We start from the raw sequence: 21,771 nt of genomic DNA, 5'->3' as shown, positions 1-21,771 counted from the left end.
CGAGGTAATGTTAACTTATGAGCGGGACCACGGATTTATTGATTGCCAGCTTGCGGCCATTTCTGGCGGAGCAAGCGCCTGAATTGGGGGCCGTGCGCAAGCTTGACAAGTTTAGCACGGGTCAGTCGAACCCGACCTATAAGATGACATGTGAAGCTGGAGTTTTCGTCCTGCGCGCCAAGCCCGCGGGGGTGTTGCTGCGCTCGGCGCATTTAGTGGAGCGAGAGTTTCGCGTGATGGCAGCACTGTCTGACACGCCGGTGGCGGTGCCCGAGATGATCTATTTGGCCCCCGATGAGGTGTCGCCGTTGGGGCGCGCTTTTTTCATTATGGAGCACAAGGAAGGTCGCATATTTTGGGACCCCAGCCTGCCAGAATTGGAAGCAGCGCAGCGCGGTGGCTATTATGAGGCGATGGCCGAGGGGCTGGCCGCGCTGCATGATGTTGATGTGGTGGCCGTTGGTTTGGGCGATTTTGGCAAGCCGGGCAATTATTTTGCGCGCCAGATTGACCGCTGGTCGCGGCAATATCTGGCCTCGGTCGAGGTGCCGGATCGGGGCATGACCGGGATCATGGAATGGCTGGGGTTGCACCTGCCAGAGGACGACGGGCAGGTGACGCTGGTGCATGGCGACTACCGGCTGGACAACATGATATTTGCCCAAAGCGGCCCGCAAATCGTGGCGCTGCTGGATTGGGAACTGGCAACGCTGGGCCATCCCATGGCGGATTTGGCGTATCAATGCATGCAGTTGCGCCTGCCTCATGAGGGGGGGATGCGTGGTTTGGGCGGACTGGATCGCGCTGCATTGGGGGTGCTATCCGAGCAAGAATACATCGGGCACTATTGCGCGGCGCGCGCCATCGCAGAGCCGGACAATTGGGCGTTTTATTTGGTGTTCAGCTACTTCCGCTTGACCGCGATATTGCAAGGCGTGGTGGCGCGCGCAAAAGGGGGAAATGCCTCCAACCCCGAGGCCGCGCAGAAATATCACGCGGCCATTCCGATATTGATTAATCAGGCTGTGGACATAGCCCAAGAAGCAAGCGAAAAAGCCCTATGAAACAGGCAAAAAAACACCCCGTTCGGCTGGAGCGCCAAGGCAATATCGCGCTTATTGTGATTGAAAACCCACCGGTGAACGCCCTTGGTGCTGCGGTGCGGCGCGGGATTGCGGCGGCGTTGAATGCGGCGCTGGCCAACGACAAAACCGATGCGGTGGTGATTGCGGCCAACGGGCGGACATTCCCCGCAGGCGCGGATATTCGCGAGTTTGATATGGAGCCGCAAGAGCCGTCGCTGGGGCTATTGTGCACGTTGATCGAGGCCTCGGACAAGCCCGTGGTGGCAGCGTTGCACGGCACTGCGTTGGGGGGCGGATTAGAGCTGGCCATGGCCGCGCATTACCGCATTGCCGCAACCGACGCGCGCATGGGGTTGCCGGAAATCACCCTTGGGATTTTGCCCGGCGCGGGCGGCACGCAACGCTTGCCGCGCCTTGTGGGGGCAGAATTGTCGCTGGATATGATGCTGGCCGGCACGCCTGTAAGTGCGGGGATCGCCGCCGAAATGGGGCTGGTGGACCGGGTGACGGGCAATGATTTGCGCGCCGAGGCGGTGGCCTTCGCGCGCAGCTTGCAGGCCCCGCGGCCGACCTCTGCGCGCCGTGATCAATTGAGCGATGGGGTGGCTTACATGGCCAGCATCACCGCGCGACGAGCGCAGGTGAAGTTAGAGCAGGGGACAGGCGCGCTTGCACCGTTGAAAATTGTGGATTGCGTCGAGGCGGCATTGTTGCTGCCGATGGAAACCGGCCTTGAGATGGAGCGCGCAGCGTTTGAGGAATGCGTCTCGTCGCGGGTCAGTGCCGGGCTGCGGCACGCATTCGTTGCCGAACGCGCGGCGGGGAAATTCCCTGAAGCAGCCGAGGTCAAAGCGGCCCAAATCGACCGTGTGGCCATTGTGGGCGGCGGGTTGATGGGCTCGGGCATCGCCATTGCCGCATTGCAACACGGCTTTGTCGTGACACTGATTGAGCAAGGCGAAGCCGGGGTGAGCGCGGCGCTAGAGCGGATCGGCGCGCATTACGAGCGCGCGGTCTCCAAGGGTCGCCTATCCGAGGCGCAAGGCGCTGCGGCGCTGACCCATTTGCAGCTGACCACCAAGTTGGACGCGCTGGCAGAGGCGGATTTGGTGATCGAGGCGGTGGCCGAAGACTTGGAGTTGAAGACCCGCGTTTTGGCCGAGATCGGCGCATTAGCCAAGGCGGGCGCGGTGATCGCGAGCAATACATCCTACTTGGATTTGGCCGCTTTGGCCGAGGCCACAGGCAGGCCGCAAGACGTTGTGGGGCTGCATTTCTTTGCGCCCGCACAAGCCAACAGGTTGGTGGAGGTGGGCGTCCATGATGCGGTCTCGGATCAGGCGGTTATGACGGCGCATGGCTTTGCGCGGGCCTTGGGTAAGGTCGCGGTGCGGGCGCGTGTGGCAGCGGGATTTGGCGAAGGCTTCATCGGCAACGCCATTCTTGAAACCTACCGCCGCGCGGCAGATATCATGCTGGAAGACGGCGCGACACCGGCGCAGATTGACGGGGCGATGCGTGCGTTTGGCTTTGCGTTGGGTCCGTACCAAGTGGCGGATATGTCGGGGCTGGACATAGGCTATGCCCGGCGCCGCGCAAAACCGCGCGACCCTGAGAGCCGCTATGTGGCCATTGCCGACAAAATGGTGGAGCAAGGCTGGCTGGGGCAGAAATCAGGGCGAGGTTACTATATTTACGCCGAGGGCCAGCGCCAAGGTGTGCCAAATGGCGACGTGCTGAAACTGATTGCCGCGCACCGGGCAGAGTTGGGGATCACGCCGCGCAAGTTTACGGACCGCGATATTCGTGACCGTATTTTGCTGGCAATCGTTAACGCGGGCGCGCGTTTGATTGGCGAAGGGGTCGCGGCGCGGCCAAGCGATATCGACGCTGTTATGGTGCATGGATTTGGCTACCCGCGCGCGCGCGGTGGCCCGATGCTGGACGCGGATATGACCACGCCGTCGATCATCGCCTCGCGATTGTCGGTGCTGGCGCGCGAGGAACCGAAGCTGTGGGCGGCGGCGCCAGTGCTGAGCATGTTGGCGCGCGAACGCCAGAAATTCGCCAGTCTGAACGCCGTTTGATTTAGCTTTTAGTCACCGCATTGGCGCGGGCCACGTAGTCCACCAGATGCGGCACGTAGTCTTGCGCGCCATCGCCGCCAGTGTTCACCGCCATCGCAAAGCTGTTCTTGACGGCGCTGCCCATCGGGTTCGCCACCCCCGCGCCATCGGCCATGGAGGACAGGTAGCGCATGTCTTTGAGCGCATTGGTGAGGGTGAATTTATGGGCCTCGGGATTGCCTTCCAAAGCGTAGCCCATGAAGGTCTGATAGAAGCCGCAATCCATCCGCGAGCCACGAATAACGCTGTCGAATTGCGCGGTGCTGATGCCGGATTTTTCCGACAGGGCGAGGGCCTCGGAATACATCGCGGCGTAGCCCATGGCGATGAAGTTATTGAGCAGTTTCATCTGGTGGCCTTTGCCGACGGCACCCATGTGAACGATGCTGCCACCGGCCCAAGCCTTGAGGACCGGGAGCACCTGCGCGAAGACCTCTGGCGTCGCGCCAACCATGGTCGCCAGCTGGCCCGCCTCGGCTTGTACCGGGGTGCCACCCAAGGGTGCATCAACCATATGGCATCCTTTGGTTTCAAGGAGTTGTGCCAGTTTGATGGTGGAGCCGGGGTCCGAAGTCGAGCAGTCGATCACGACGGTGCCCTTGGTCATGGCGGGGAGCATCTCGTGGAGGATGGCCTCGACCTGAGGCGAGCCGGGCGCGCAGATGTGGATGATGGTGCAGGCGCGGGCGATATCCGTCAGGTGAGAGACCTCGGAGGCCCCATTCTCGACCAAATCCTCGACCGCCGCGCGGCTTTTGTGGACGATGGTGCTGAGCGGGTAGCCCGCAGCCAAAATGTTGCGCGCCATGCCGTGCCCCATGAGGCCCACGCCGATGAAACCGATGATATCTTTGCTCATTGCATTTCCTCCATTTGCGGCGGAGTGTGGCGGGGACTGTGCGTGCGCGCAACCAGCCTTTTATGAGGAGACCCAGATGTCAAAATTTGCAACATACCCAAGCCTGAGCGGCAAAAGCGTTCTGATCAGCGGCGGGGCGTCGGGGATCGGCGCGCTGACGGTCAAAGCCTTTGTGGGGCAGGGGGCCAAGGTGGCGTTCCTTGACCGCGATGCGGAGGCGAGCGCTGCCTTGTCCAAGGCGACGGGGGCAAAACACGCGCTTTGCGACCTGCGCGATATTGAGGCGACGCAAGCCGCGATAGCAGGGCTGGCCGCAGAGCAAGGGGCGTTTGAAGTCTTGGTGAACAATGCCGCGCGCGATGACCGCCACGACTGGCGCGAAGTGACGCCAGAGTATTGGGACGAGCGTATGGACACCAATTTGCGCCATATGTTTTTCGCCATGCAAGCGGTTGCGCCGGGTATGATCAAGGCCGGAGGCGGGTCAATTATTAACCTTGGCTCGAATTCCTGGTGGGAGGCAGTGGGCAATTTTCCAGCCTATGCGACGGCGAAAGCGGCGGTGCACGGGCTGACCCGCACCATGGCGCGCGACTTGGGACAGCACCGCATTCGGGTCAACACGGTGGTGCCCGGCTGGATCATGACCGAGCGCCAAAAAGAGTTATGGGCCACGCCCGAGGCCTTGGAAAACCACCGCCAAAGCCAGTGTTTGCCTGACCTGATTGATCCGGTTTATGTGGCGCGGATGGTGGTGTTTTTGGCATCAGATGACGCGGCACTGTGCACGGCCAGTAATTATATGGTGGATGCCGGCTCGATCTAGGCTCTAGGCCAAGATGATCCCGAATACGACCATCATCAGCCCGATTGCGGACAGAAAGAATGCACCAAGGTTCAAGCCAACAGTGGTTTTGATCACTGCGTGTAGCTCCTCGTCATTGAGGCCCTGCTTGCGGGCGCGGGCGACTTTTATGATGCACCAAATCAGGCCGAATAACCCCATGAGGGTGATGATGGCCCCGAGGGGGATTAGGTTGGACATCTGGTATCTCCGCAAGCTTTGGCCACGGCCTACCGCACACGGTGCTATCGCGCAACCGTTTGCACCTTGAACGCGCGCGCGGGTCTTAGTATCCCGTGGGTCTGACCCTCTTTAGCGCCAAGGAAACAGCCCATGTCCGACACCGTCACCGATAGCACTTACCGCGTCACCGCAGATGAATTGCGCCAGTTTGTCGAGCGCTACGAGCGCCTTGATCAAGAGAAGAAAGATATCGCCGAGGCCCAAAAAGAGGTGATGGACGAGGCCAAAGGGCGCGGCTACGACACCAAAGTTTTGCGCAAGATTATGGCACTGCGCAAGCGCGACCCGCAAGACATTTCGGAAGAAGAAGCGGTGCTTGAGTTGTACAAAGACGCGCTTGGGATGTAGGGCTTACGGGGTCAGGAAGGTGACGCCAGGCATGGCGTCCAACAGTTCCAGATCCCGCTCGTACAACTCCGACATTTGCTCGATATAGGGTTCGGTCCAGCCCGGCAGGTCAATTTCCTGCTCCATGGCATCGCCCGCAAACTTGTCGAGGAAAGCGGCCACAATGCGTTGGCGCTGGCTCTCATTTTGTGGCGGATGGGCTTTCAGGTAGCTCTCTAGGCGGGTCAACCCGCCACGCCCCATAATGGTGCCGAGAAAGTCGTTCACCCCGTCAAAGACAAAGCCTTCGGGCGGCTGCGCTATGGTCTGTAAAATATGCGGCCACATCATCGGCGTATCCTCGTTGCACCAAACGGTGATGGGCGCGTCGGGAACCATGGTTCGCATACGGGTGATCATGTCCGACCAGCGCAGGCCCATCGGGTCAGAGCCATCGAGGAAGTTGTCAAAATTGGGGTCCTTGGCGCGCTCAAAGGCGGCGGGAATGAAGGTGGCCGGATTGCGAAGGGCAACGCAAAAACGAACCTCCTGGCGTGAGAATAGGTTACGCAGGCGGGCGGACTTTAAACTGGCGGTTGGGTAGAGCTTATCATTGCCGACAGAGCGACCGGCAACACATAGAAAACTCTCGTGACTTAGAATGACCCGGTGGGCGTTATCCTCATCAATGATGCTGTCGAGCAAGGCCTCTTGAGTCTCTAGCGGCGCAATGTCACCCACCAAAGCCTGCATGGTTTCACGAATTGCAGGGCGATAGCGCGAAGGCTCCGGGATGATGGTGCCGTAAGCTGCAAGGGCGTCACGATTTTTATAGATACATTTCAGAAGGTTATCTTCGTCCGTGCTGTGCGCGCCGATGTGTAGGGCGATTTCCATGAGAGCCTAGCCTTAGGTCATTATGCGATGTTTCCCCTTTGTTTATCGGGCCATTCTGCCTCAGGCAAACACGAAAGCACATTGGCACGGTAACATCGGTGCAATTGTTGTATTTGCGGCCTTGCGAAGCTGTGCGAGATGGTCTTATAAGCCGCGTAATGCCCCTATAGCTCAGCTGGTAGAGCAACTGATTTGTAATCAGTAGGTCCGCGGTTCGAGTCCGTGTGGGGGCACCATTACTTACTTCAGTAGTCAAACTACCCCTTAACATCATGAATGGTAAGGATAATTCAGGGGTTCTAGCACCCTGATTTCGGTGGTATTGGATACGCTCTGCGAAGGCCAGTTTCAGCACTAAGCGACGTAGTGTTACGTTACCACTTTCCCATAGTTTCCAAGGATTTGCGAGGAATTGAAGGGCCGGTTCTAGTTTTTCGGTCATGGTTCCTTTTGGAATGGCTTGTTTTGCCTTTTTTTCGCGTAAAATAAGTTTATTGCGCTCAAGTTCACCAATCTTGTTTTCATAGGTACGGACCACTGTTTCATTGGTCGAATCCATGATGCGGCCTAACAGGGCCTCGATCTGCTTGTCAGCGGCTAGAACTTGGCGATCATAGGTTTTCAAAGCATCTTTGGCTTGCACCTCACGTTGCTCCCAGAATTGGGCAAACATCGCCTTGGTCAGTGCCATAAGGTTTTCCTTGGGCTGCAGAGTTTTGATGATCTCGCCGACTTCACCTTCAATTTTGTCGCGCGCAATGGATTTGCCGTAGCTGTCGCAAGTCTTGGTCTGGCAAAGATAGTAAGCATAGCTTTGGCTTCTGCCTTTTGACCAAGAACTGCGCAGGGGCACATTGCACTCGCCACAGGTAACAATGCCACGCAGGGCGAAGTCTTTGCCTGTATTCTTGCGCGCGGGTGCCTTTGCGACCGCCTGTCGGCGCGCCTGAACCTTGTCAAAGGTTTCAAGAGAGATCAGGCCTTCGTGCTGACCTTCCAGCCAATCAATCCCGTAACTTTTGCTGCAGATGAACCCAGTATAAAGCGGATTGGAGAGCGTTTCCGTCACCCGTTCATGGGTAATGGTGCCTTTGTTATTTCTCGGGAAATCCGGCTGCGATTCAAAATATCGCTTCACCTCAGCTTGCGTCTGGAAACGCCCCATGGCGTATCCCTCATAGGCCTCGCGGATGATACCAGCGAGTGGCTCATCAGGCATAAGAAGCTTACCACGCCCTCTGATGGTGACGTATTTGTAACCGCTGGGAGCACGGTGTATCCAATACCCGCCCTGCATGCGCGCTTTCATTTTTTGGGCAACTTGGCGTCCGTTCTGCTTGCGTTCAAGCGCGCCCTGGGCTGCCATGATCGTTTCGATGAACTCACCTTCTGGCGTATCTTCAAATTTGAAGTTTAGGCACTCGATCCGCGCGCCTCGCCGATGGAAGGCGTCGCGCAGATCAAGATGGAAGCGGGTATCACGGGCCAAGCGCTTGAGATCGTCAAAGATAACGACGTAATTCTCATGTGGTTGTGCATCCAGGTAAGACAGCAAGGCCACCATGCCGGGGCGTTTCATAAAATCACCGCCACCGGTGATGGTATCTGGGAAAGCGGCCTCTACGTCATAACCCTTTAAAGCAGCATATTCACGGCAACGGGTTTCCTGGCTTTCCAAACCGTGACCTTCGTTCTCCTGCGATTTGGAGGACACACGGCAATAAATCACGGCCTTCTTTAGGCTGCTTGGTATTTCAGTGCTCATGAACGGCCTCCTTGTGCAGTTTTACCCACTTGAACGCAAGCGGCATTAAATGCAGGTTTGGATTGATCCTTTGATTTTACCACATCGCGCATCAAGATTGCCGTCAGGTCAATATCTTCTCCACAGATTTGTTGCGAAGGATTGAGTGCAAAGCCTGCATCCACAAAACACAGCACAATCTTTTGCACAGTCTCAATGAGTTCGCGTTTTTCCTCAACCGAACCTTCGGCCTCTTCAAGGAAATGTTCCCAATCTCGCCAGTCAAAATGTATGGCTGGTGTGCTTTTGGTATTTTCTGATTGAGGCATTTGTCTGCTCTGGGTATCCTCTAACATATTGGGCCTTTCGTTCTTGTCGTGTCTCCTCTGTTGCATTCTCAATAATGAGAACATAAGCGGAACACTTTGAGCTTTTATCTCTTTTCGCGCAAGCTATTTGTTGGGTTTATATATGCCGGGCGGGTGCGCGCTTTTTCGATTGTGCTTGATTGGGCTCCCGTTCGGCCCGCTCAGCTTGGCGCACTGGCTCGTGGTATTCTTTTTCAACTTCCTTGCTGGCGACATAAAACTCGCGGCCCTCTGCGCGCGCAAACGCATCTTTCATCAGGGTTTTGGCCCCTGTTTCAGTGATGCTATGCTTTTGCGCCATTTCAACAGCAGCCCGATCATACGCGCGATAGAAGGGCATCGTCTCGCCATCTTTGATCAGGTCTTTAACCGTGCGCGCTTGGGCAAGTGCCCCTTCGTGGTTGCTGTCGGCCATGAGCTTCTCGCGATCCATAAAGCTTTCACGCATTTGATTCATAGTAGTGCCAAAGCGAGATTTGAACATATCGCGCAGGATGGTTTCATCTCTAAGCTGGTCGAACTTCTCCGAGCGAGAAAACGCATGGGAGTAATCTGTTAGTTTCTCACGAAACGATCCTGTTTTGCGGATTTCCCGTTCCAGTACACCCGCAATTGCCCAGCTTTCATCAAATTGGCTGGCGGTTAAGTTCTTGCCGGTAAAGCTGTTACGGGCATCAATTTGTTTGGTTTGATCGTTGTTGGTCATTCTCGTCTCCTTGGTTAAATTTAAGTTCGTCATAGTTGCTGCCTTAGTTGGCAATTTTGGCGCATCCGATTGATTATCTGATGGCACGTGCACTGGCGGGTTTGATCTAAGCCAAATGATTTATCGGCCTCGGATAAAAACCGGGCGGTCAGGATTGTCGCGTCCATCGGTCAATAATTTCTGTGGGTCATTTGGACCGGCCTCGCGGGCGCGGGCGGTTTCAACCAAATCACGCAGTTCCGTTGCATAGCGCTCTCGCAAGACACCTAGGCGGCGCTGGTGATCCGCCTCGACATCGCGCATGGCTGAATTTTGGATGAACTTAGTCAAATGCTGCGCGCGCTCAGTTTTGCGACGTTGCAGTTTATCAAATTTCTCACCGCGCAGACCGGCAATGTGGCGACAGGCCATGTCATAGCGTTGCTCAAAATCGCGGTCATACTTGCGGTTCTGAGTTTTTATCTCGCGCTCAAAGCGCGTGTTGATGTCTTGTAGTTTTTCCCAATCGGCAAGCCGGGTGATATCATCGGCTTTCTTTTGCCAATATTGAACATCCACTTCTGGCCCAAGATTTTGCAGCAGATCACCTTGTTTCTCAGTCGTTTTCATCGGCGGCGCTCCGGTGTGCTGCGCTCAACGGCTTGGCTGAATGCATCACGCGCTTTGCCTCTTTGGTGGCCTTGAGATTGGGCCTTCACCATCAACTGTTCTATCTGATGTTGCTGACCGTCACGGGAACGTTGCAGATCACCCTGATGGGTGTTTTTAACATTGAGCTCCGCTTGTTTGGTTATTGCGGCATCTTTATTGAAGATCACGCCGTTTGGAGTGGGATGTTCAAACGAGGGCTTGTCTGATCCTGCCCGCAAACGTTGGCGCTCATCTTTTATGCGTTTGTTATAGCTGGCATCATATTCAGTTCTTAATTGATCGCGTTCCTTGGTCCCGCGCTTGATGATTTGATCAGCTTTGGCCCAGTCACCGCCCGTTTTAAGAGTATCCTGCGCATATTTCATCACGACTTCATGGAAGGTTTTTTGTAGTTCGATATCTGTATCAATCGTCATGGTTGACCTCAGCGTTGCGTAAATTTGCTTTGTGATCGGGCTATTTGCTAAACTCTTCACATGGTTATTTTTGAAGATATTCAGGATGTTGAAGAGTGGTTAGAGCCCTTGGACTACATTGCATTTTGGGACGCGATTGCGCCTTACCACCTTACTTTGCAGGGCCGAGATCATTGCGACGGGCTGATTGCGAGCGGAAAGGTGGGGGCTGGTTTAATCCTCAGCGGGCTCAAAGGTTTTGCCGTGATGGAGTTGCGGGTTGCGTTTGATCTGAAGGACCGCATTTATACGCCCAGCATCGCCAGATTTCCGACAACGATTCAATAAATGGCCTTTCATTCATCTGAAGCCTTGAAAAAATGGTACCAACCGCAACGCCCGCCTTTGGCGCTTACCGTGAATGTGCCGTACCATCCTGTGAACGTGCAGCTCAGATAATACCGATCAGCAAACGGGTTATATTGGTCGCCATTGTCTCTGAAGGTGTAGCTCCAGGGGATATGGGGAAGCCCATAGAGTGCGAAGGTTGCATAGCCCGCCATCGGTAACGCGAGCCAGAGAAACAGTGCCACTATTTTCATGAGTTCTCTCCTTTGGAATTGCTAGAATTTGGGGTTGAAAGCCGGATCAAAGGGTCAGGCGTCAGCGTGCCGCCCTCCTGCGGGTTCGGTGCAATCCAGTGGCAATAGGGCTCAATGTTTTGCATGCCGATCTTTCGGGCGAGGAAGAAACCAAGCCCTTTCACGTGGATCAATTGTTGATCGTCGCGCATCGCCATGAGTTCCGCAGGAGACATCCAGCGTTGTTTGATCAGCGATAGGTTGGTTTGTAGGCGCAGCGTTTCTGTATCCGCGCCAAGCGTTGATGAGATCGCGTGTTGCTCCCCCATCATTTCGCTCACTAAGCGCGCCTCGCTGAATCCCGAGAAGCCAAACCATTGTTTGACAATGGAATTTTCTTCCAGTGTCTGCATTTCCAGCTTGCCCATTTTGCGCTCTATTTCCGAGCGGCTCTGGGCAATATTGTGGGCTTCGCCACCATACGATCTGAGCGTCGTCAAGGCCTCTACAAAAGGGCGAAGTGGGGCATTGGAAAATTCATCATTTATGAACGTCAGCGGCCCTGCATCACGATAAAGCGCATGGGTTAAGCACATGATATGCAACGCATAATAAGCGCCAAGCCGGTTCATATAGGCCTGTGGACCCACCAAGAAGATGATCGTGCCTTCCTTGATCAGGTCATAATGTGTTTTGCTGGCCCCAGCACCTGCATGGTGAAGGCGCGAGCCAATCGCGAAGATGCGGAGCGCTTCCTGAGCGGCTTCTAAATGCTGAGGCCAATGTTCATGACCAACCATACCGAGGACATTGCGCGCCAAAACCTGCAACATGCCTTCGCCTTCACTGGCTTCAATGACAGCGAATTTGCGAAGCATTTCGGGATTGCTCAAAAGCGACCAAACACCGCCCGGCGTGGCCAGCGCGATATTGCGTTTCAAAAGCACATAGACGGCAAACTCAATCAGAATTCGCGGCCAAGATCGCCAGTACCGGTTGCGTTGGTCCTTCTCAGGCTCTTCAATCAGAGCATGAGTGACCATCTCATTTGCGAAGATCAAATCTTCTGGAGCATCTTTGAATGTTGAGACAACGGCCCCCACCGCGTTCAAAGAAACGCGGTGGGGGTAATCTTTAGGAAACACGCCCATGTCGTCGATGACAGCAACCGGCAGCCCCATGTCCGCAATCATCTGAGCGGATTGCGCGGCCAATTCCCCGTCTTTACTGTCCATCACCAGCGCAGCTTTGCGCGGGTTTGACGATATCAAAGAATAAAGCCAAGGCATTGCGCCCGAAGTGGTTTTGCCGCCTCCAGCAGCACTCAGCAGCGTTGAATGGCCTTTGGGTGCCCAAAGCGGCTGATGGGTATCTTCGGTGAGGCCAATCAACCGCTGTCCTTGGGGGTCGGTTTCTGGCAGCTCTTCCTTTTGCGCAACCTTCATCTTGCGCGCAACGGCATCCAGACTTCTGCGGAAAGAACGGTTCACCGTGTCATCCCCCGGCTTTTCAGATCATCATGATCCGGCGCGCGATCTGCACGCGCCTCAACGCTTTCCTTGCCAAAGGCCTTGAGTTGGCGGAACCGCCTGAATGCGCCGATCAGCTCAAAACACGCGCCCAAAAAACCCATCCCGCCGCCCAGCATGGACAAGCCACCAATAAGCCAGAAGCCATACCATTCCTTTGATGCTCCTTGCCAACAGGCCCATCCATAGGCAAATGCCAAGACGGCCCCCATAAACCGCACATTGATCCGTAAGATATCTTTCCATCCTGGTGCCTTGTCGATCATGAAGACACCTCATCAGCTTTGCGTTGCACTGAGTTGGCAAGCTCGCGACGGACGCGGTTCAAATGATGGTAAGTCCCCCAAGCCGCTACTGACAGATCAGAGCCCCGAAGATCACTGTTCACAATTAGCAAATGTGAAATGGTGTTTCCAACTACGAAACAAGCAGCAGCGCTTATCGCTACGGTAAGGCTTTCGTGCCAGTATAATAAATCAGCGAAGGCGATGCCAAACGCAACGATCATCGTGGCCGTAACAATTCCCGCCGCCCTAAACGGGCGAGGTGCGGAAAATGTCGTGTTCGAGGTTAAGGCATAACTGTCGTTAGATGTATGCAAGACACCGTTGTTGATTTCGATTTTGCTGAAGATCATTATTCAACCTCCCCAAGACGTGCGCAGGTTGGGGAATGTAAAGCTGCAGTCAGTTCAGCCTTTAGGTCGTTTGGACCACCAACAATCCGCGCAGAACCGGCATATAGCCCCCAACTCAATCGCTCAGATGCAACCACGGATGAGGCACATGAGCAGCGCGATGGGGCCAATTCTGCGATACGTGACAAACGTGCAGTGGCCTGACGCCGAACCTGTTCTTTCTGTCCTGCCAATGGATCAAGCATAAGCATTAGAAAGAAGGCGTTGCCACCTAGATCACACAGTTGATTTGCATCTTGGCCGAATAGACCCATCATCTCGCTGCAATTTATAGACGGTGTTGGGGCGTTGGACGGCAACGCTGCCGTCGTTCTCTCCTGCAGATCAGTCACACAGGTGTGATGCCATCCAGATTTGTTGATTGTGCGATCAGCAACAAGAGGCCCCAACGCGAACCCGAATAGGGCTGCGCTGGTTATCCCTGCGATGATAACGCCGCCAGGAATTGGAAGCGAATTGAGTTCAAACATTTCGATATCTCCTTTTTGCTTTCGGAGACATACGGGCTTTTAATCGTCCAACTGGGTGATGTCTGAGCGGAATGTGTGAGGCTTTTATTGTTCAATTCCGCTCTCCTCGACATCGGCCACTCCAGAAAACGTAAAAGGCCCAGCGAGCTTTTTGCCGCTGGGCCTAACATTCATTTAAAAGTGAGTGTTGATGTTGCTTACTTTGATGTTTGCCCTTTGGTGCGTGGCGCAGCTTTACTTGTGCCGATTGTAGGGCTCATTTGGACTGGAGGTGCATCAAGAACGCGCGACACAGAGAATGGATCATTGTCGGCCTCACCCTCTTCTGGCTCCACAAGAGGACGAAGGGCTGAATAGGCAAAGAACCACAAAAGCAATGGGAACAATGTGTCGATCAAAATCAGCATCGAAAACAGCGGTAAGAAAAAACCAACCCACCCGAGCGTCGTCATGACACCTGTTTCGGGCGGTAGGTCCGGGCGCTGCAAGTCCGTAATCTCGAGGTTATCGATTGCTTGCATGATACCGACGCCAATCGGTGCTAAGTTGGCATTTATTCGCTGTGTAAGGTCCCGATCATTCGAAATGGTGACACCCGTTTTTAGCGTGTCTGCCAGACTTGTTACGACTGATATGGGCAACGCGCGCTCAAGATCAGCCAGAGCCGCGCGCTGATCTGAAAGCAACGCATACACTTGCGCGCGGCGAACCTTGCGTGACCCAGTTTCTGTATTCAGCGCGATTTGTATTTCTGCGTCAGTTTCTTCCAAAGCTATCAAAGCTTCATCTCGCGCGGCTTCACCCTCGGTCAGGCTTTGAAGCACCGTATCAACTTGGGTCACGATACCATTCAACACATGAAAGGTTTGGCCCTCACCACCGCTACCCCTGCGGCTAATGCAGCTCGAAGAGCGTTCACATTCCGCCGAAGCGGAAACCTGATTCGAAGCGGCATCCACCGCCACCACAATTTCGTCTGACTGGCGAACCGCTGCAACGTAGGTGTCTACATAAAGTGAGTTCTCGCGACCAAACTGTTGCATCACCATTTGATCTATTGAATTGATTGTCAGCCCGGTAAAAGAGACCATCGAGATCGTTAGCCCGGTCACAAGAACCGCCCCAACACTTGCTGCCATCGCGCCTGCGACACCACTAGCAGCCTGATAGGCTCCGCGCGTAATAGCGACCCCGTTAATCGCATAGGTTGCAATGCCGCCTGCGATGCCAATAGTTGCGACCTCAATCCAGTGTGGAACGGATTGAGGATCAATCAGCCAATATGTGCCAAGCGCAAATAGTATCGCTGAGCATATGCTTAGAAGTTTCATCTTGGATTGGTGATCCGATTGCCGGTTTTTGGGGGTGCGGGCACGCGCTATGGATTCCGGCAAATCATAGGGACCGCCACTAATCGGTTTTTTAGGTGTCATGAAATCATCCTTTTTGAGATCGAGTGATTTGATTGTGATTGAATGTCTGGCCTGAGACGGGCCGAAAGCGGGCGCGTCTCAGGCTGAATGCGAGCGGAATCTAGTCGCGGTTCTCAGTGATTTGAGAGCATTTCCCACGGGTCCGGCAATCGTGGCATTCCAAAGAAAACCACAAGAGCATCATTGGATATATCATCCGTTTTTGCAGGCGGTATTTACCTTTCCAGCCATCGCGAGCTTTCGCCTTTATTCTGTTCACATGGCTCTTTTGATCATCCCTAATGGATTGATCGAATGCTCTGACATCCTTGAGATCATCGCTTCGAAAGCAAAATGGCGTGCCATTTATGTCCGTTAGCTGGCCTGTGTGATGCCGACTTAGCTCTTCGACGATGAAGTCCCAAGTTTGGGTTCCGCTTTGATCCAAGTTGGCCGCACGAATAGCCGTAACCTTGTTGAACGGCGGTGATGTGAACGTGAACTTTCCTGGTGTTTTGTGATGGCAGGTGCAAATATTCCTGCCGGTGTCTGACGTGTTCGTTTCCATGTTCTTTCTCCGCATGGGGTGGAGAAAAGGCCTTTTCCTAGGCTCGCAGTGCGAGAGGCATTCCCAAACACTTGAACCGTGCAGCCAACGAAACATATACAAGGTCCAGATTGGTCCAAATCAGTTTTGGAAACTTATGGAATTTTAACTTATTGTTTTTATGTGATATAATATGTCAATATTATTGACCTAAATACCAAAACGTGCCATGATTTTATATGAGCAACGAGGTACTAAGAGAAGTTTTTACATTAGAAGTCGGGCGAGATATCGAAACGAATCTCCCAAGGTGGCAGAATACTTGGCAAAATGAGAAGCTGCACTGTGCCGCAGACGGGCGACCAGCCCAAGTGATCTTTGATGATCTCGGACGCCCAGAGGAAATGGGGTGGTTTAGCGAAAATCGATATCACAGAGTTAACGGGCCCGCCCTTGTGAAATTAAACCCGGAGAACGGAATCTGTATTTACGAAGAGTACCGCCTGTTTGGAAAAGCACACCGATCTTTTTCGGAACCGGCCATAATCCAAAGAGATAAAGACAGCGGCGAAATAATTTCTGAGCAATACTTCGTGGATGATCAAGAAGTTTCGCCAAAATTTTCGCCACAGCTTGACCGCTAGTTTCGCAGCCTACATGATCCAGTTTAGACGCATATGGATGGATAGGTGCTGTGAATCCGAAAGCAAAAATTCAATTTTCTGAATTTAAGACTCTGGTTCCACTTGAGTTCACCAAACCTAGGCAGCCACGTTATAAAGAATTCCAACACCTCGTTGGGGATGTATTGCGTCGGTATCGTGACACTCACCTTCGCGGAACCAATGATAAATTGGCCCGCCATCAAAAATGGTCTGATTGGTTCGAGCAAATTACGTTTGACGAGAACTGGGAAGCGATCAGGGGAATTAATGACGAACAGGCCGCTGACATTATGAGGGCCAAGAGCGACGCAATTTTTCATCTAGCGGTTTATTATCGATTTCACAGTCTCCTCAGTGAACTAAAATGGGCGGATGAAATTGACGAGCTGATATTCAAGGCTACCTTCAGAGATCGTGGAATAGACGTTTTTGTTGAAGATCCACTTGAACTGGAGGCAGGCGTAAGTTCCGCACCCATTGCAGAAGTGATTGATGGTTTAGTTGTGGGACAGCAGAAGTTACTTGATGATAATACAGTCTTAAAAGAACAACTGACCGAGCTGCATATGCAATTTAGGCAGCATTTACGTCGTGATATTCTTCATGACGAAGTGGCTGCCAGAATTGTTGTGAAGGCAGAAGGTAAGATTGCTCGCAACAATCATATAGCCGCCGAACGGTTGTTTCAAAAAGCTGTCCGTGTTCTCACGAAACGCCGCTCTGTTGCCTTTAATGAACAAACAGCAAAAGTGCATATCGAACGTGCGAGGAACTTCGTCCTGCAGGAAAATGTCGTTGGTGCGCTTACTGCTTATCGTGAAGCCATGTCATTGGTGCCATTCTCCGAAGAAATATACCTATATTGCGAATTGTGCTCCTTTATCGCAATTTCGTTTGATAGGATTGTCGAAAACACATCTGTTCGGTTCCCAGCCCGTAGGTTCATGTTTGAAAATGACTATCCCGCACTTTTGTTGTCTCTCATCAATAGTGGCAATCCAAGTATATCTTCAGAAACCATTTTCCCTAGAGTCACTGAAACTGTGGCACTGTACACAAAAGGTGAAGGCTATAGAGGATGGACTGCTATGTCAGAAGAAGCAGGCGACCATTTAATGCGGGCAGCAAAGGAGCAAGACAGCACAATTCTCGCTGACATTGCGTTACTTGGCTTTGAGTACATGGCCATGAGCTATAATTCTGGGGATGATCCAACAGAGGTCCGTTTCACTATCGAAAAGAGGCTGCTCGCAATTCACTTCTTGAACGGGAATAAGGAACCTAGCGAAGACGATCTTTCTGTTGGGAATATTTATTCGTTTATTTGAAGCGACGGATAGTAAATATCTGTGATATTGCAAAGAGCTTACGTTGTTCAAACGTACCTGATCTTAGTAGATTTTGCTTATATAGGCAGAGGCAAGATGTGTGGGGGCAGACCCCACCACTTGGCAAGGGGGGTGACCCCCCGTTGCATCCCTCTGAACCGTAGGTGAATCCCACCACAGTTCGTGTATCGCCAACTTTTTCGGCGTCACTCGACTTCTTCGTCTTGCTGCTTCGACCTGAAAGTGTGAATTCGTAGCTCTTTATCCGTGAATGTTGGTTTCCATGAAGAAATAATCTGGCGCTCTTCCAACCACTCAACCATCGATCTGTTTAGCAGCGTGTTTTGGATTTTGGGCGACTTCCCAAACGCCGCGATTTCAGAAAAAGGTTCATGCAACCCTGTTAGAATACCCCGAACCTGTTCTTCGGTTAGCGCACCTTGGCTCTTGTTCAGTAAAGATACCTGCACAGTTATTGGTTTGGAATTCAGGATCAAAGATTGAAGTAAGTCAAAGCCCATTTCTTCGGGTTCAAAACTTGTTCGATCCAAAATCGGGCCAATCAACGAGGCGCATACCGTGTCTGCTGAGATCAAAATCAGGTCCATATTTCCAAATATTTCTCGTTTTTGATCATCGGAAATTTTTGATGCTAGCAACCTTGCTCTGAAATCGTCATCAACATCAAATTCATCCGCCTTTGCAAGGAAGGAGTCTATATTCAGGGCGACAAATAGGGCTTGGAGATCGGATTGGTCCGCAAGGGAATTGAAATTCTCCACTGTGAACGAAACTGCTCGCTCTTCGATCACTATCTTAAGTTTATCGGTAGTAAGTTCGTCGGGGAACTCCTTGAACTCTCTTGGTAGATTTCGAATATATGAACGGTAGATATCATTGTCGAAGCTTTCGTTGTTCAGTAAGAATTGGCGCAGAGGCAGAGCATCTTTGTCACCAGGGGTTTCTGAAGTCAGTAATGCCTTCATGACGCTGTCATCTTCTAGGTACGAAGTCAGATGATCCGAATTATAGCATTCGCTCGTTAAAAAGGTCAGGCAGTTCCGCCACGACACGTCAATTCGTCTGTGTTCGAGCGCAAATGAATGAAAGTGGTGTGGGATTTCAAACAGCGACGGCAAAATCGTCGCTTGCTGACTCCAAAATTCTTCTAGGTACTCAACGGCGACTTCGTCATGCCGCAGCGCTGCCAAAATCGCAGAATGTTCTTCACCAGTGTTGCCCTCAAGTTTCAACAGCACGTGACGCACATACCTAATAAAATCGGTTTCGACGCAGCTTATCAAGGTTTCGTTTTCTGACCCAAGAACAGTGGAGTAGTGTTCCATCCCCAGTGTTGAAAGTTCGGCGGGATTTCCTGAGTGCTCGAATACAAACTGAATATTCGGGATGTTGATTGAATATAGGCCTTCGACCGCTACGAATTCTTGCACCTTTGTAAAGCCGGACAAACCGGGAAGGTCAGCGACTTCGATGTTCAATTTTCTCAAATTGGATAGTTCGATTTCGACCCCTTCGCTCAAGACTTCAGCAGTATTCATGGACAGGCATGCGGCAATAGGACCATCTGAAAAGGAAGCCTCGTTTAGCGCCTTCTCTGGTGCATATGCGGCAAGCCTTGCGACATGAGAGATGCTCCGTTCGCTTTCGGCGGCAACTGCGGGGAAATCGGGCCATTGAGCCATAAGCGACGTCACAAGAGCTGGCACATTGCGGCCTCTTTCATAGTAACTGTTAAAAAACGCTTCGCAGTCTTCAAAATGTGCCGCGATATACCGCAGTGCGGAGGATATCTGTGCTTGATATTTCGACGGGTTTTCGAACAAGCAGTCAAAGAGATGTCGGTTCAACACATAGCTTTGGCCGAAATCTTCCGTGCGCATGGCAACGATTACTTCGGCGCGGTTGTCGATTTGGAAATCCGGGTCCGGCGTGTTGAAGCTGCGAATTTGACGAAGGAACTTGTTGTCGTGAGGAGACAATCGACCTTCATGAAACAGCGAGATATATTGGTAGTAAGTGTCGTCAAGATGTCCTTCGAACACCAAGAATCTCATTAGGTCTTTATTGTCGCCCAAGCCTTTGAAGCAATCTTCAACAATGTTTGACTGGGAACGGACGACTTCTGCGAACTTTCTTATGCGCAGCGTCGAGATTTCCGACTTAAGTGAACGGACCTTTTGTCCCGACTGAGCAATATACTCCGTAGATTTTCGCCTTATTCCCTCCTGGCGGTCTGCGAATGTCATACGTTCATCAACCTGCTTCTCGATGTCCGGAACATTGAATTGATACCATCCTCCGCCTTGACTTGGTGAAGTAGACAAGGTTTTTTCTGTAATAATCTGGCCTAGGTCCTCGCGGCCTGAAAGTTGACCAATTGGAATATTAGTGTTGCCAAACCGAATATGAGCGTGGCTAACTGGCAGCTTCTCGACCAAGGCCATGGCATAGATTCTTTGCAGTTCGCCCATGTCCTTTGGCAACTGTTTTTTGGCCCTGGAAATCTCCGCCTCGATTTTGGTAATTTGGTCGTTGAGATCGGCCTCAACGCTAACTACTAGATCGTCATATCGTCCCAGAAGGTTGGCGAGGGCACCCTTCTGTTGGTGCAGGGATTCAAAGTCGTTGGGCAGGACATTCTTGTAAATCAAAACTGCTAGGAGTTTGTTGGGATCAAGGTCGCTGTCGTCATCGCTCTCCAGATTCTGAACGTAGATGGCATATTCGTTGTAAATGTTGCGGATGAGCCGGAGATCGCGCAGATAACCCGACACCTCCTGTAAAAAACGCTGGTCGAGACGTTCGACAAGTTCCAATCGTTGCCCTTGCTTCAGAACCATATCAATTGAATTTGAATGGTTGATGATAGGAACGACGGGAATGATGAATTCAAAGAACTTGGTGCGATCCGTGTTCTCGAACATGTCATCGCGTAAAGCATACAAAAACCGGACATGTCGGTTTACACTTGCGTTTGAGTTGATCAGTTTATTGATCTCACGCAGTGTGACAAATATTTCTGGGTTGTCGAAGCGATCTAAGTCTTCAATGACGACCAAATCGTAAGAGGTGGACTGAAAGAAGTAAATGATTTCGTCCAAATGGCGACTCAGGATAGATTCCTCGTCCGTAGCCTTCGGGGCGATTTCGATGTCTTTGAGGGAAATGCCTTTCAACGATAGGCCAAAGCTTTGCAAATATAACCGATGTACGATTAGCCAAATGAAAAGGGCACCGAAGACGAAAACGCTAAGATTGAGCCAACCTGACAATTCGAGGGGTTTGAAAAAATCCCCTGACACGATCTTGGATCTGTTTTGAAACAGGTGCCATACAGACCCACAGCCCAACATAATCAGAAGGGAAACAGCCCCAGCCCATCGTTTCGGTGTTTGTATCCGCTTGAAGCGGGATAGCGGTAGCTTGTTGGCATCGGCACCGTAGAGCATCTGCTGCAGAATGCTCCTTTCAATCTCTTGCTTGCTAATATCGGGTTTTCGGCCAGTCGATTTCGCAGCGCCTTGACCGTCGCTCTCGTCTGAGTTTACTGGCTCGTCAACATTGGGCCCAGAATCGAATGATGCCAGCGATATTTCTAAGGCGGCCCGTTTTGGTTTCTTTTCGTATTCTGTGAGGTAAGTTTTGATCACGCTGCTCTTACCGGAGCCATAGGGGCCGGTGAGGGCGATGTTGAATACATTGCTGTTGTTGGTCGCATAATTGAGAGCTTCGGAATAAACACCGTTCTCGTCAGCCTGGTCGGTTGGTGCGAGGTCAACGAACTTGCTACTCTGCGGGTTTGTCTTTCGTTGCCCGAAAAAACCGATGGGCAGCGCCTGAAGAATGTCTTTGAAAAATTTCACTTTGATCGCTTCTGTTAAATTTGTTTCTGAAGCTTTATCACTTTTAACGTGTAAGCCAAAGGCTTGAGTATCCAATATCTATCTTGGGAATTTTAACTTCTGATTGCACGTGCTTGGTTGTCCAAACGGGCTGTCGAGAACCGAACCCGTAAGCCGTTTCAGCCTTTCGGCTTCCATCCCTTTCAAGAGAGATTGGGGCGACAAAATTGCCGTCACTTGATAATTGCGCGTGCGTATCGCCCGCTTGGAACCTGTCATTCCAGCTTACATCAAATCCGAGGACGCTTTGGCTGTGCGTCAATCATCTTCCGCCGCTTTGCTGTTCCCGAGAAGATGTTGACCCATCCCCGGAGTTTGATCGAACGTCCAATCCGCTCCTCGCAAGGCTCGTCACGGATTCCAAGGTTGGACGC

The 21,771-nt window shown here is 52.4% G+C and carries 22 protein-coding genes, 1 tRNA gene and 1 pseudogene; 8 read left to right on the top strand and 16 right to left on the bottom strand.

The features are described from left to right. The first annotated feature begins 17 nt into the window (after positions 1-17). Both AC3Y7R_RS05520 and AC3Y7R_RS05515 read left to right on the top strand, forming a co-directional pair. On the top strand, positions 18-1,064 hold the full coding sequence (locus tag AC3Y7R_RS05520; RefSeq protein WP_490041024.1) for a phosphotransferase family protein: 1,047 nt from the start codon (positions 18-20) through the stop codon (positions 1,062-1,064). Next, a complete protein-coding gene (locus tag AC3Y7R_RS05515; RefSeq protein ID WP_490041023.1) occupies positions 1,061-3,172 on the top strand; it encodes a 3-hydroxyacyl-CoA dehydrogenase NAD-binding domain-containing protein in 2,112 nt (703 codons plus the stop codon). The genes AC3Y7R_RS05520 and AC3Y7R_RS05515 overlap by 4 nt, the downstream gene beginning before the upstream one ends. A gap of 1 nt (position 3,173) precedes the next feature. Here the strand turns inward: AC3Y7R_RS05515 and AC3Y7R_RS05510 are convergent, their stop codons facing one another. Continuing rightward, positions 3,174-4,070, bottom strand: coding sequence for an NAD(P)-dependent oxidoreductase (locus AC3Y7R_RS05510; protein ID WP_490041022.1), 897 nt, complete (start codon positions 4,068-4,070; stop codon positions 3,174-3,176). Positions 4,071-4,146: 76 nt separating this feature from the next. Between AC3Y7R_RS05510 and AC3Y7R_RS05505 the strand changes: the two genes are divergently transcribed. Next, complete coding sequence (locus tag AC3Y7R_RS05505) at positions 4,147-4,896, top strand: SDR family NAD(P)-dependent oxidoreductase (RefSeq protein WP_490041021.1); 750 nt, start codon at positions 4,147-4,149, stop codon at positions 4,894-4,896. A 3-nt stretch (positions 4,897-4,899) separates the two neighbouring features. Here AC3Y7R_RS05505 and AC3Y7R_RS05500 read toward each other — a convergent pair whose 3' ends face one another. Beyond that, positions 4,900-5,115, bottom strand: coding sequence for a hypothetical protein (locus AC3Y7R_RS05500; protein ID WP_490041020.1), 216 nt, complete (start codon positions 5,113-5,115; stop codon positions 4,900-4,902). Positions 5,116-5,247: 132 nt separating this feature from the next. Here AC3Y7R_RS05500 and AC3Y7R_RS05495 point away from each other — a divergent pair, with 132 nt between their 5' ends. Further along, on the top strand, positions 5,248-5,505 hold the full coding sequence (locus AC3Y7R_RS05495; protein WP_490041019.1) for a DUF2312 domain-containing protein: 258 nt from the start codon (positions 5,248-5,250) through the stop codon (positions 5,503-5,505). A 3-nt stretch (positions 5,506-5,508) separates the two neighbouring features. Here AC3Y7R_RS05495 and AC3Y7R_RS05490 read toward each other — a convergent pair whose 3' ends face one another. Beyond that, complete coding sequence (locus tag AC3Y7R_RS05490; protein WP_490041018.1) at positions 5,509-6,381, bottom strand: hypothetical protein; 873 nt, start codon at positions 6,379-6,381, stop codon at positions 5,509-5,511. Between the two features lie 160 nt (positions 6,382-6,541). Here AC3Y7R_RS05490 and AC3Y7R_RS05485 point away from each other — a divergent pair. Next, positions 6,542-6,617: transfer RNA gene (locus AC3Y7R_RS05485), tRNA-Thr, on the top strand. Positions 6,618-7,123: 506 nt separating this feature from the next. Here the strand turns inward: AC3Y7R_RS05485 and AC3Y7R_RS05480 are convergent. From AC3Y7R_RS05480 to AC3Y7R_RS05460, 5 genes and pseudogenes are all read right to left on the bottom strand, one after another. Then, a pseudogene (locus tag AC3Y7R_RS05480) lies at positions 7,124-8,146 on the bottom strand (recombinase family protein); the annotation flags it as partial. Then, positions 8,143-8,481: a hypothetical protein gene (locus AC3Y7R_RS05475; RefSeq protein ID WP_490041017.1), complete on the bottom strand. Its 339-nt coding sequence runs from the start codon at positions 8,479-8,481 to the stop codon at positions 8,143-8,145. The gene AC3Y7R_RS05475 and the pseudogene AC3Y7R_RS05480, both read right to left, overlap by 4 nt. A 109-nt stretch (positions 8,482-8,590) precedes the next feature. Then, positions 8,591-9,286 (bottom strand): hypothetical protein, encoded by a 696-nt coding sequence (locus AC3Y7R_RS05470; RefSeq protein ID WP_490041016.1) that lies wholly within the window; start codon positions 9,284-9,286, stop codon positions 8,591-8,593. 33 nt (positions 9,287-9,319) lie between these two features. Then, positions 9,320-9,808: a hypothetical protein gene (locus AC3Y7R_RS05465; protein ID WP_490041015.1), complete on the bottom strand. Its 489-nt coding sequence runs from the start codon at positions 9,806-9,808 to the stop codon at positions 9,320-9,322. Continuing rightward, positions 9,805-10,266: a hypothetical protein gene (locus tag AC3Y7R_RS05460; protein WP_490041014.1), complete on the bottom strand. Its 462-nt coding sequence runs from the start codon at positions 10,264-10,266 to the stop codon at positions 9,805-9,807. The genes AC3Y7R_RS05465 and AC3Y7R_RS05460 overlap by 4 nt, the downstream gene beginning before the upstream one ends. Before the next feature lie 60 nt (positions 10,267-10,326). Between AC3Y7R_RS05460 and AC3Y7R_RS05455 the strand changes: the two genes are divergently transcribed. Continuing rightward, positions 10,327-10,593, top strand: coding sequence for a hypothetical protein (locus AC3Y7R_RS05455; RefSeq protein WP_490041013.1), 267 nt, complete (start codon positions 10,327-10,329; stop codon positions 10,591-10,593). An 8-nt stretch (positions 10,594-10,601) separates the two neighbouring features. Here AC3Y7R_RS05455 and AC3Y7R_RS05450 read toward each other — a convergent pair whose 3' ends face one another. The 7 genes from AC3Y7R_RS05450 to AC3Y7R_RS05420 all read right to left on the bottom strand — a co-directional run bounded on the left by AC3Y7R_RS05450 (position 10,602) and on the right by AC3Y7R_RS05420 (position 15,502). Then, entirely contained in the window at positions 10,602-10,847 is a 246-nt protein-coding gene (locus tag AC3Y7R_RS05450) for a hypothetical protein (protein WP_490041012.1), read from the bottom strand. Continuing rightward, on the bottom strand, positions 10,844-12,316 hold the full coding sequence (locus AC3Y7R_RS05445; protein ID WP_490041011.1) for a type IV secretory system conjugative DNA transfer family protein: 1,473 nt from the start codon (positions 12,314-12,316) through the stop codon (positions 10,844-10,846). The genes AC3Y7R_RS05450 and AC3Y7R_RS05445 overlap by 4 nt, the downstream gene beginning before the upstream one ends. After that, a complete protein-coding gene (locus AC3Y7R_RS05440) occupies positions 12,313-12,621 on the bottom strand; it encodes a hypothetical protein (protein WP_490041010.1) in 309 nt (102 codons plus the stop codon). The genes AC3Y7R_RS05445 and AC3Y7R_RS05440 overlap by 4 nt, the downstream gene beginning before the upstream one ends. Then, positions 12,618-12,992, bottom strand: a complete 375-nt coding sequence (locus AC3Y7R_RS05435; RefSeq protein WP_490041009.1) for a hypothetical protein — start codon at positions 12,990-12,992, stop codon at positions 12,618-12,620. The genes AC3Y7R_RS05440 and AC3Y7R_RS05435 overlap by 4 nt, the downstream gene beginning before the upstream one ends. Beyond that, on the bottom strand, positions 12,992-13,522 hold the full coding sequence (locus AC3Y7R_RS05430) for a hypothetical protein (protein WP_490041008.1): 531 nt from the start codon (positions 13,520-13,522) through the stop codon (positions 12,992-12,994). The genes AC3Y7R_RS05435 and AC3Y7R_RS05430 overlap by 1 nt, the downstream gene beginning before the upstream one ends. A 197-nt stretch (positions 13,523-13,719) precedes the next feature. After that, on the bottom strand, positions 13,720-14,955 hold the full coding sequence (locus AC3Y7R_RS05425; protein WP_490041007.1) for a hypothetical protein: 1,236 nt from the start codon (positions 14,953-14,955) through the stop codon (positions 13,720-13,722). A gap of 100 nt (positions 14,956-15,055) precedes the next feature. Then, positions 15,056-15,502, bottom strand: coding sequence for a hypothetical protein (locus tag AC3Y7R_RS05420; protein WP_490041006.1), 447 nt, complete (start codon positions 15,500-15,502; stop codon positions 15,056-15,058). A 218-nt stretch (positions 15,503-15,720) separates the two neighbouring features. Here AC3Y7R_RS05420 and AC3Y7R_RS05415 point away from each other — a divergent pair, with 218 nt between their 5' ends. Both AC3Y7R_RS05415 and AC3Y7R_RS05410 read left to right on the top strand, forming a co-directional pair. Further along, positions 15,721-16,125 (top strand): hypothetical protein, encoded by a 405-nt coding sequence (locus tag AC3Y7R_RS05415; protein ID WP_490041005.1) that lies wholly within the window; start codon positions 15,721-15,723, stop codon positions 16,123-16,125. Positions 16,126-16,175: 50 nt separating this feature from the next. Beyond that, entirely contained in the window at positions 16,176-17,474 is a 1,299-nt protein-coding gene (locus tag AC3Y7R_RS05410; RefSeq protein WP_490041004.1) for a hypothetical protein, read from the top strand. 206 nt (positions 17,475-17,680) lie between these two features. Here AC3Y7R_RS05410 and AC3Y7R_RS05405 read toward each other — a convergent pair whose 3' ends face one another. Continuing rightward, positions 17,681-21,433 carry a YobI family P-loop NTPase gene (locus AC3Y7R_RS05405; RefSeq protein WP_490041003.1) on the bottom strand — a complete coding sequence of 1,251 codons (3,753 nt, stop codon included), beginning with the start codon at positions 21,431-21,433 and terminating at the stop codon, positions 17,681-17,683. Positions 21,434-21,771 lie beyond the last annotated feature (338 nt).

This window comes from Litoreibacter sp., from assembly GCF_058136045.1.
The sequence above is the reverse complement of the archived record's forward strand: the minus strand, read 5'-3'. Positions and strand labels throughout refer to the sequence as shown.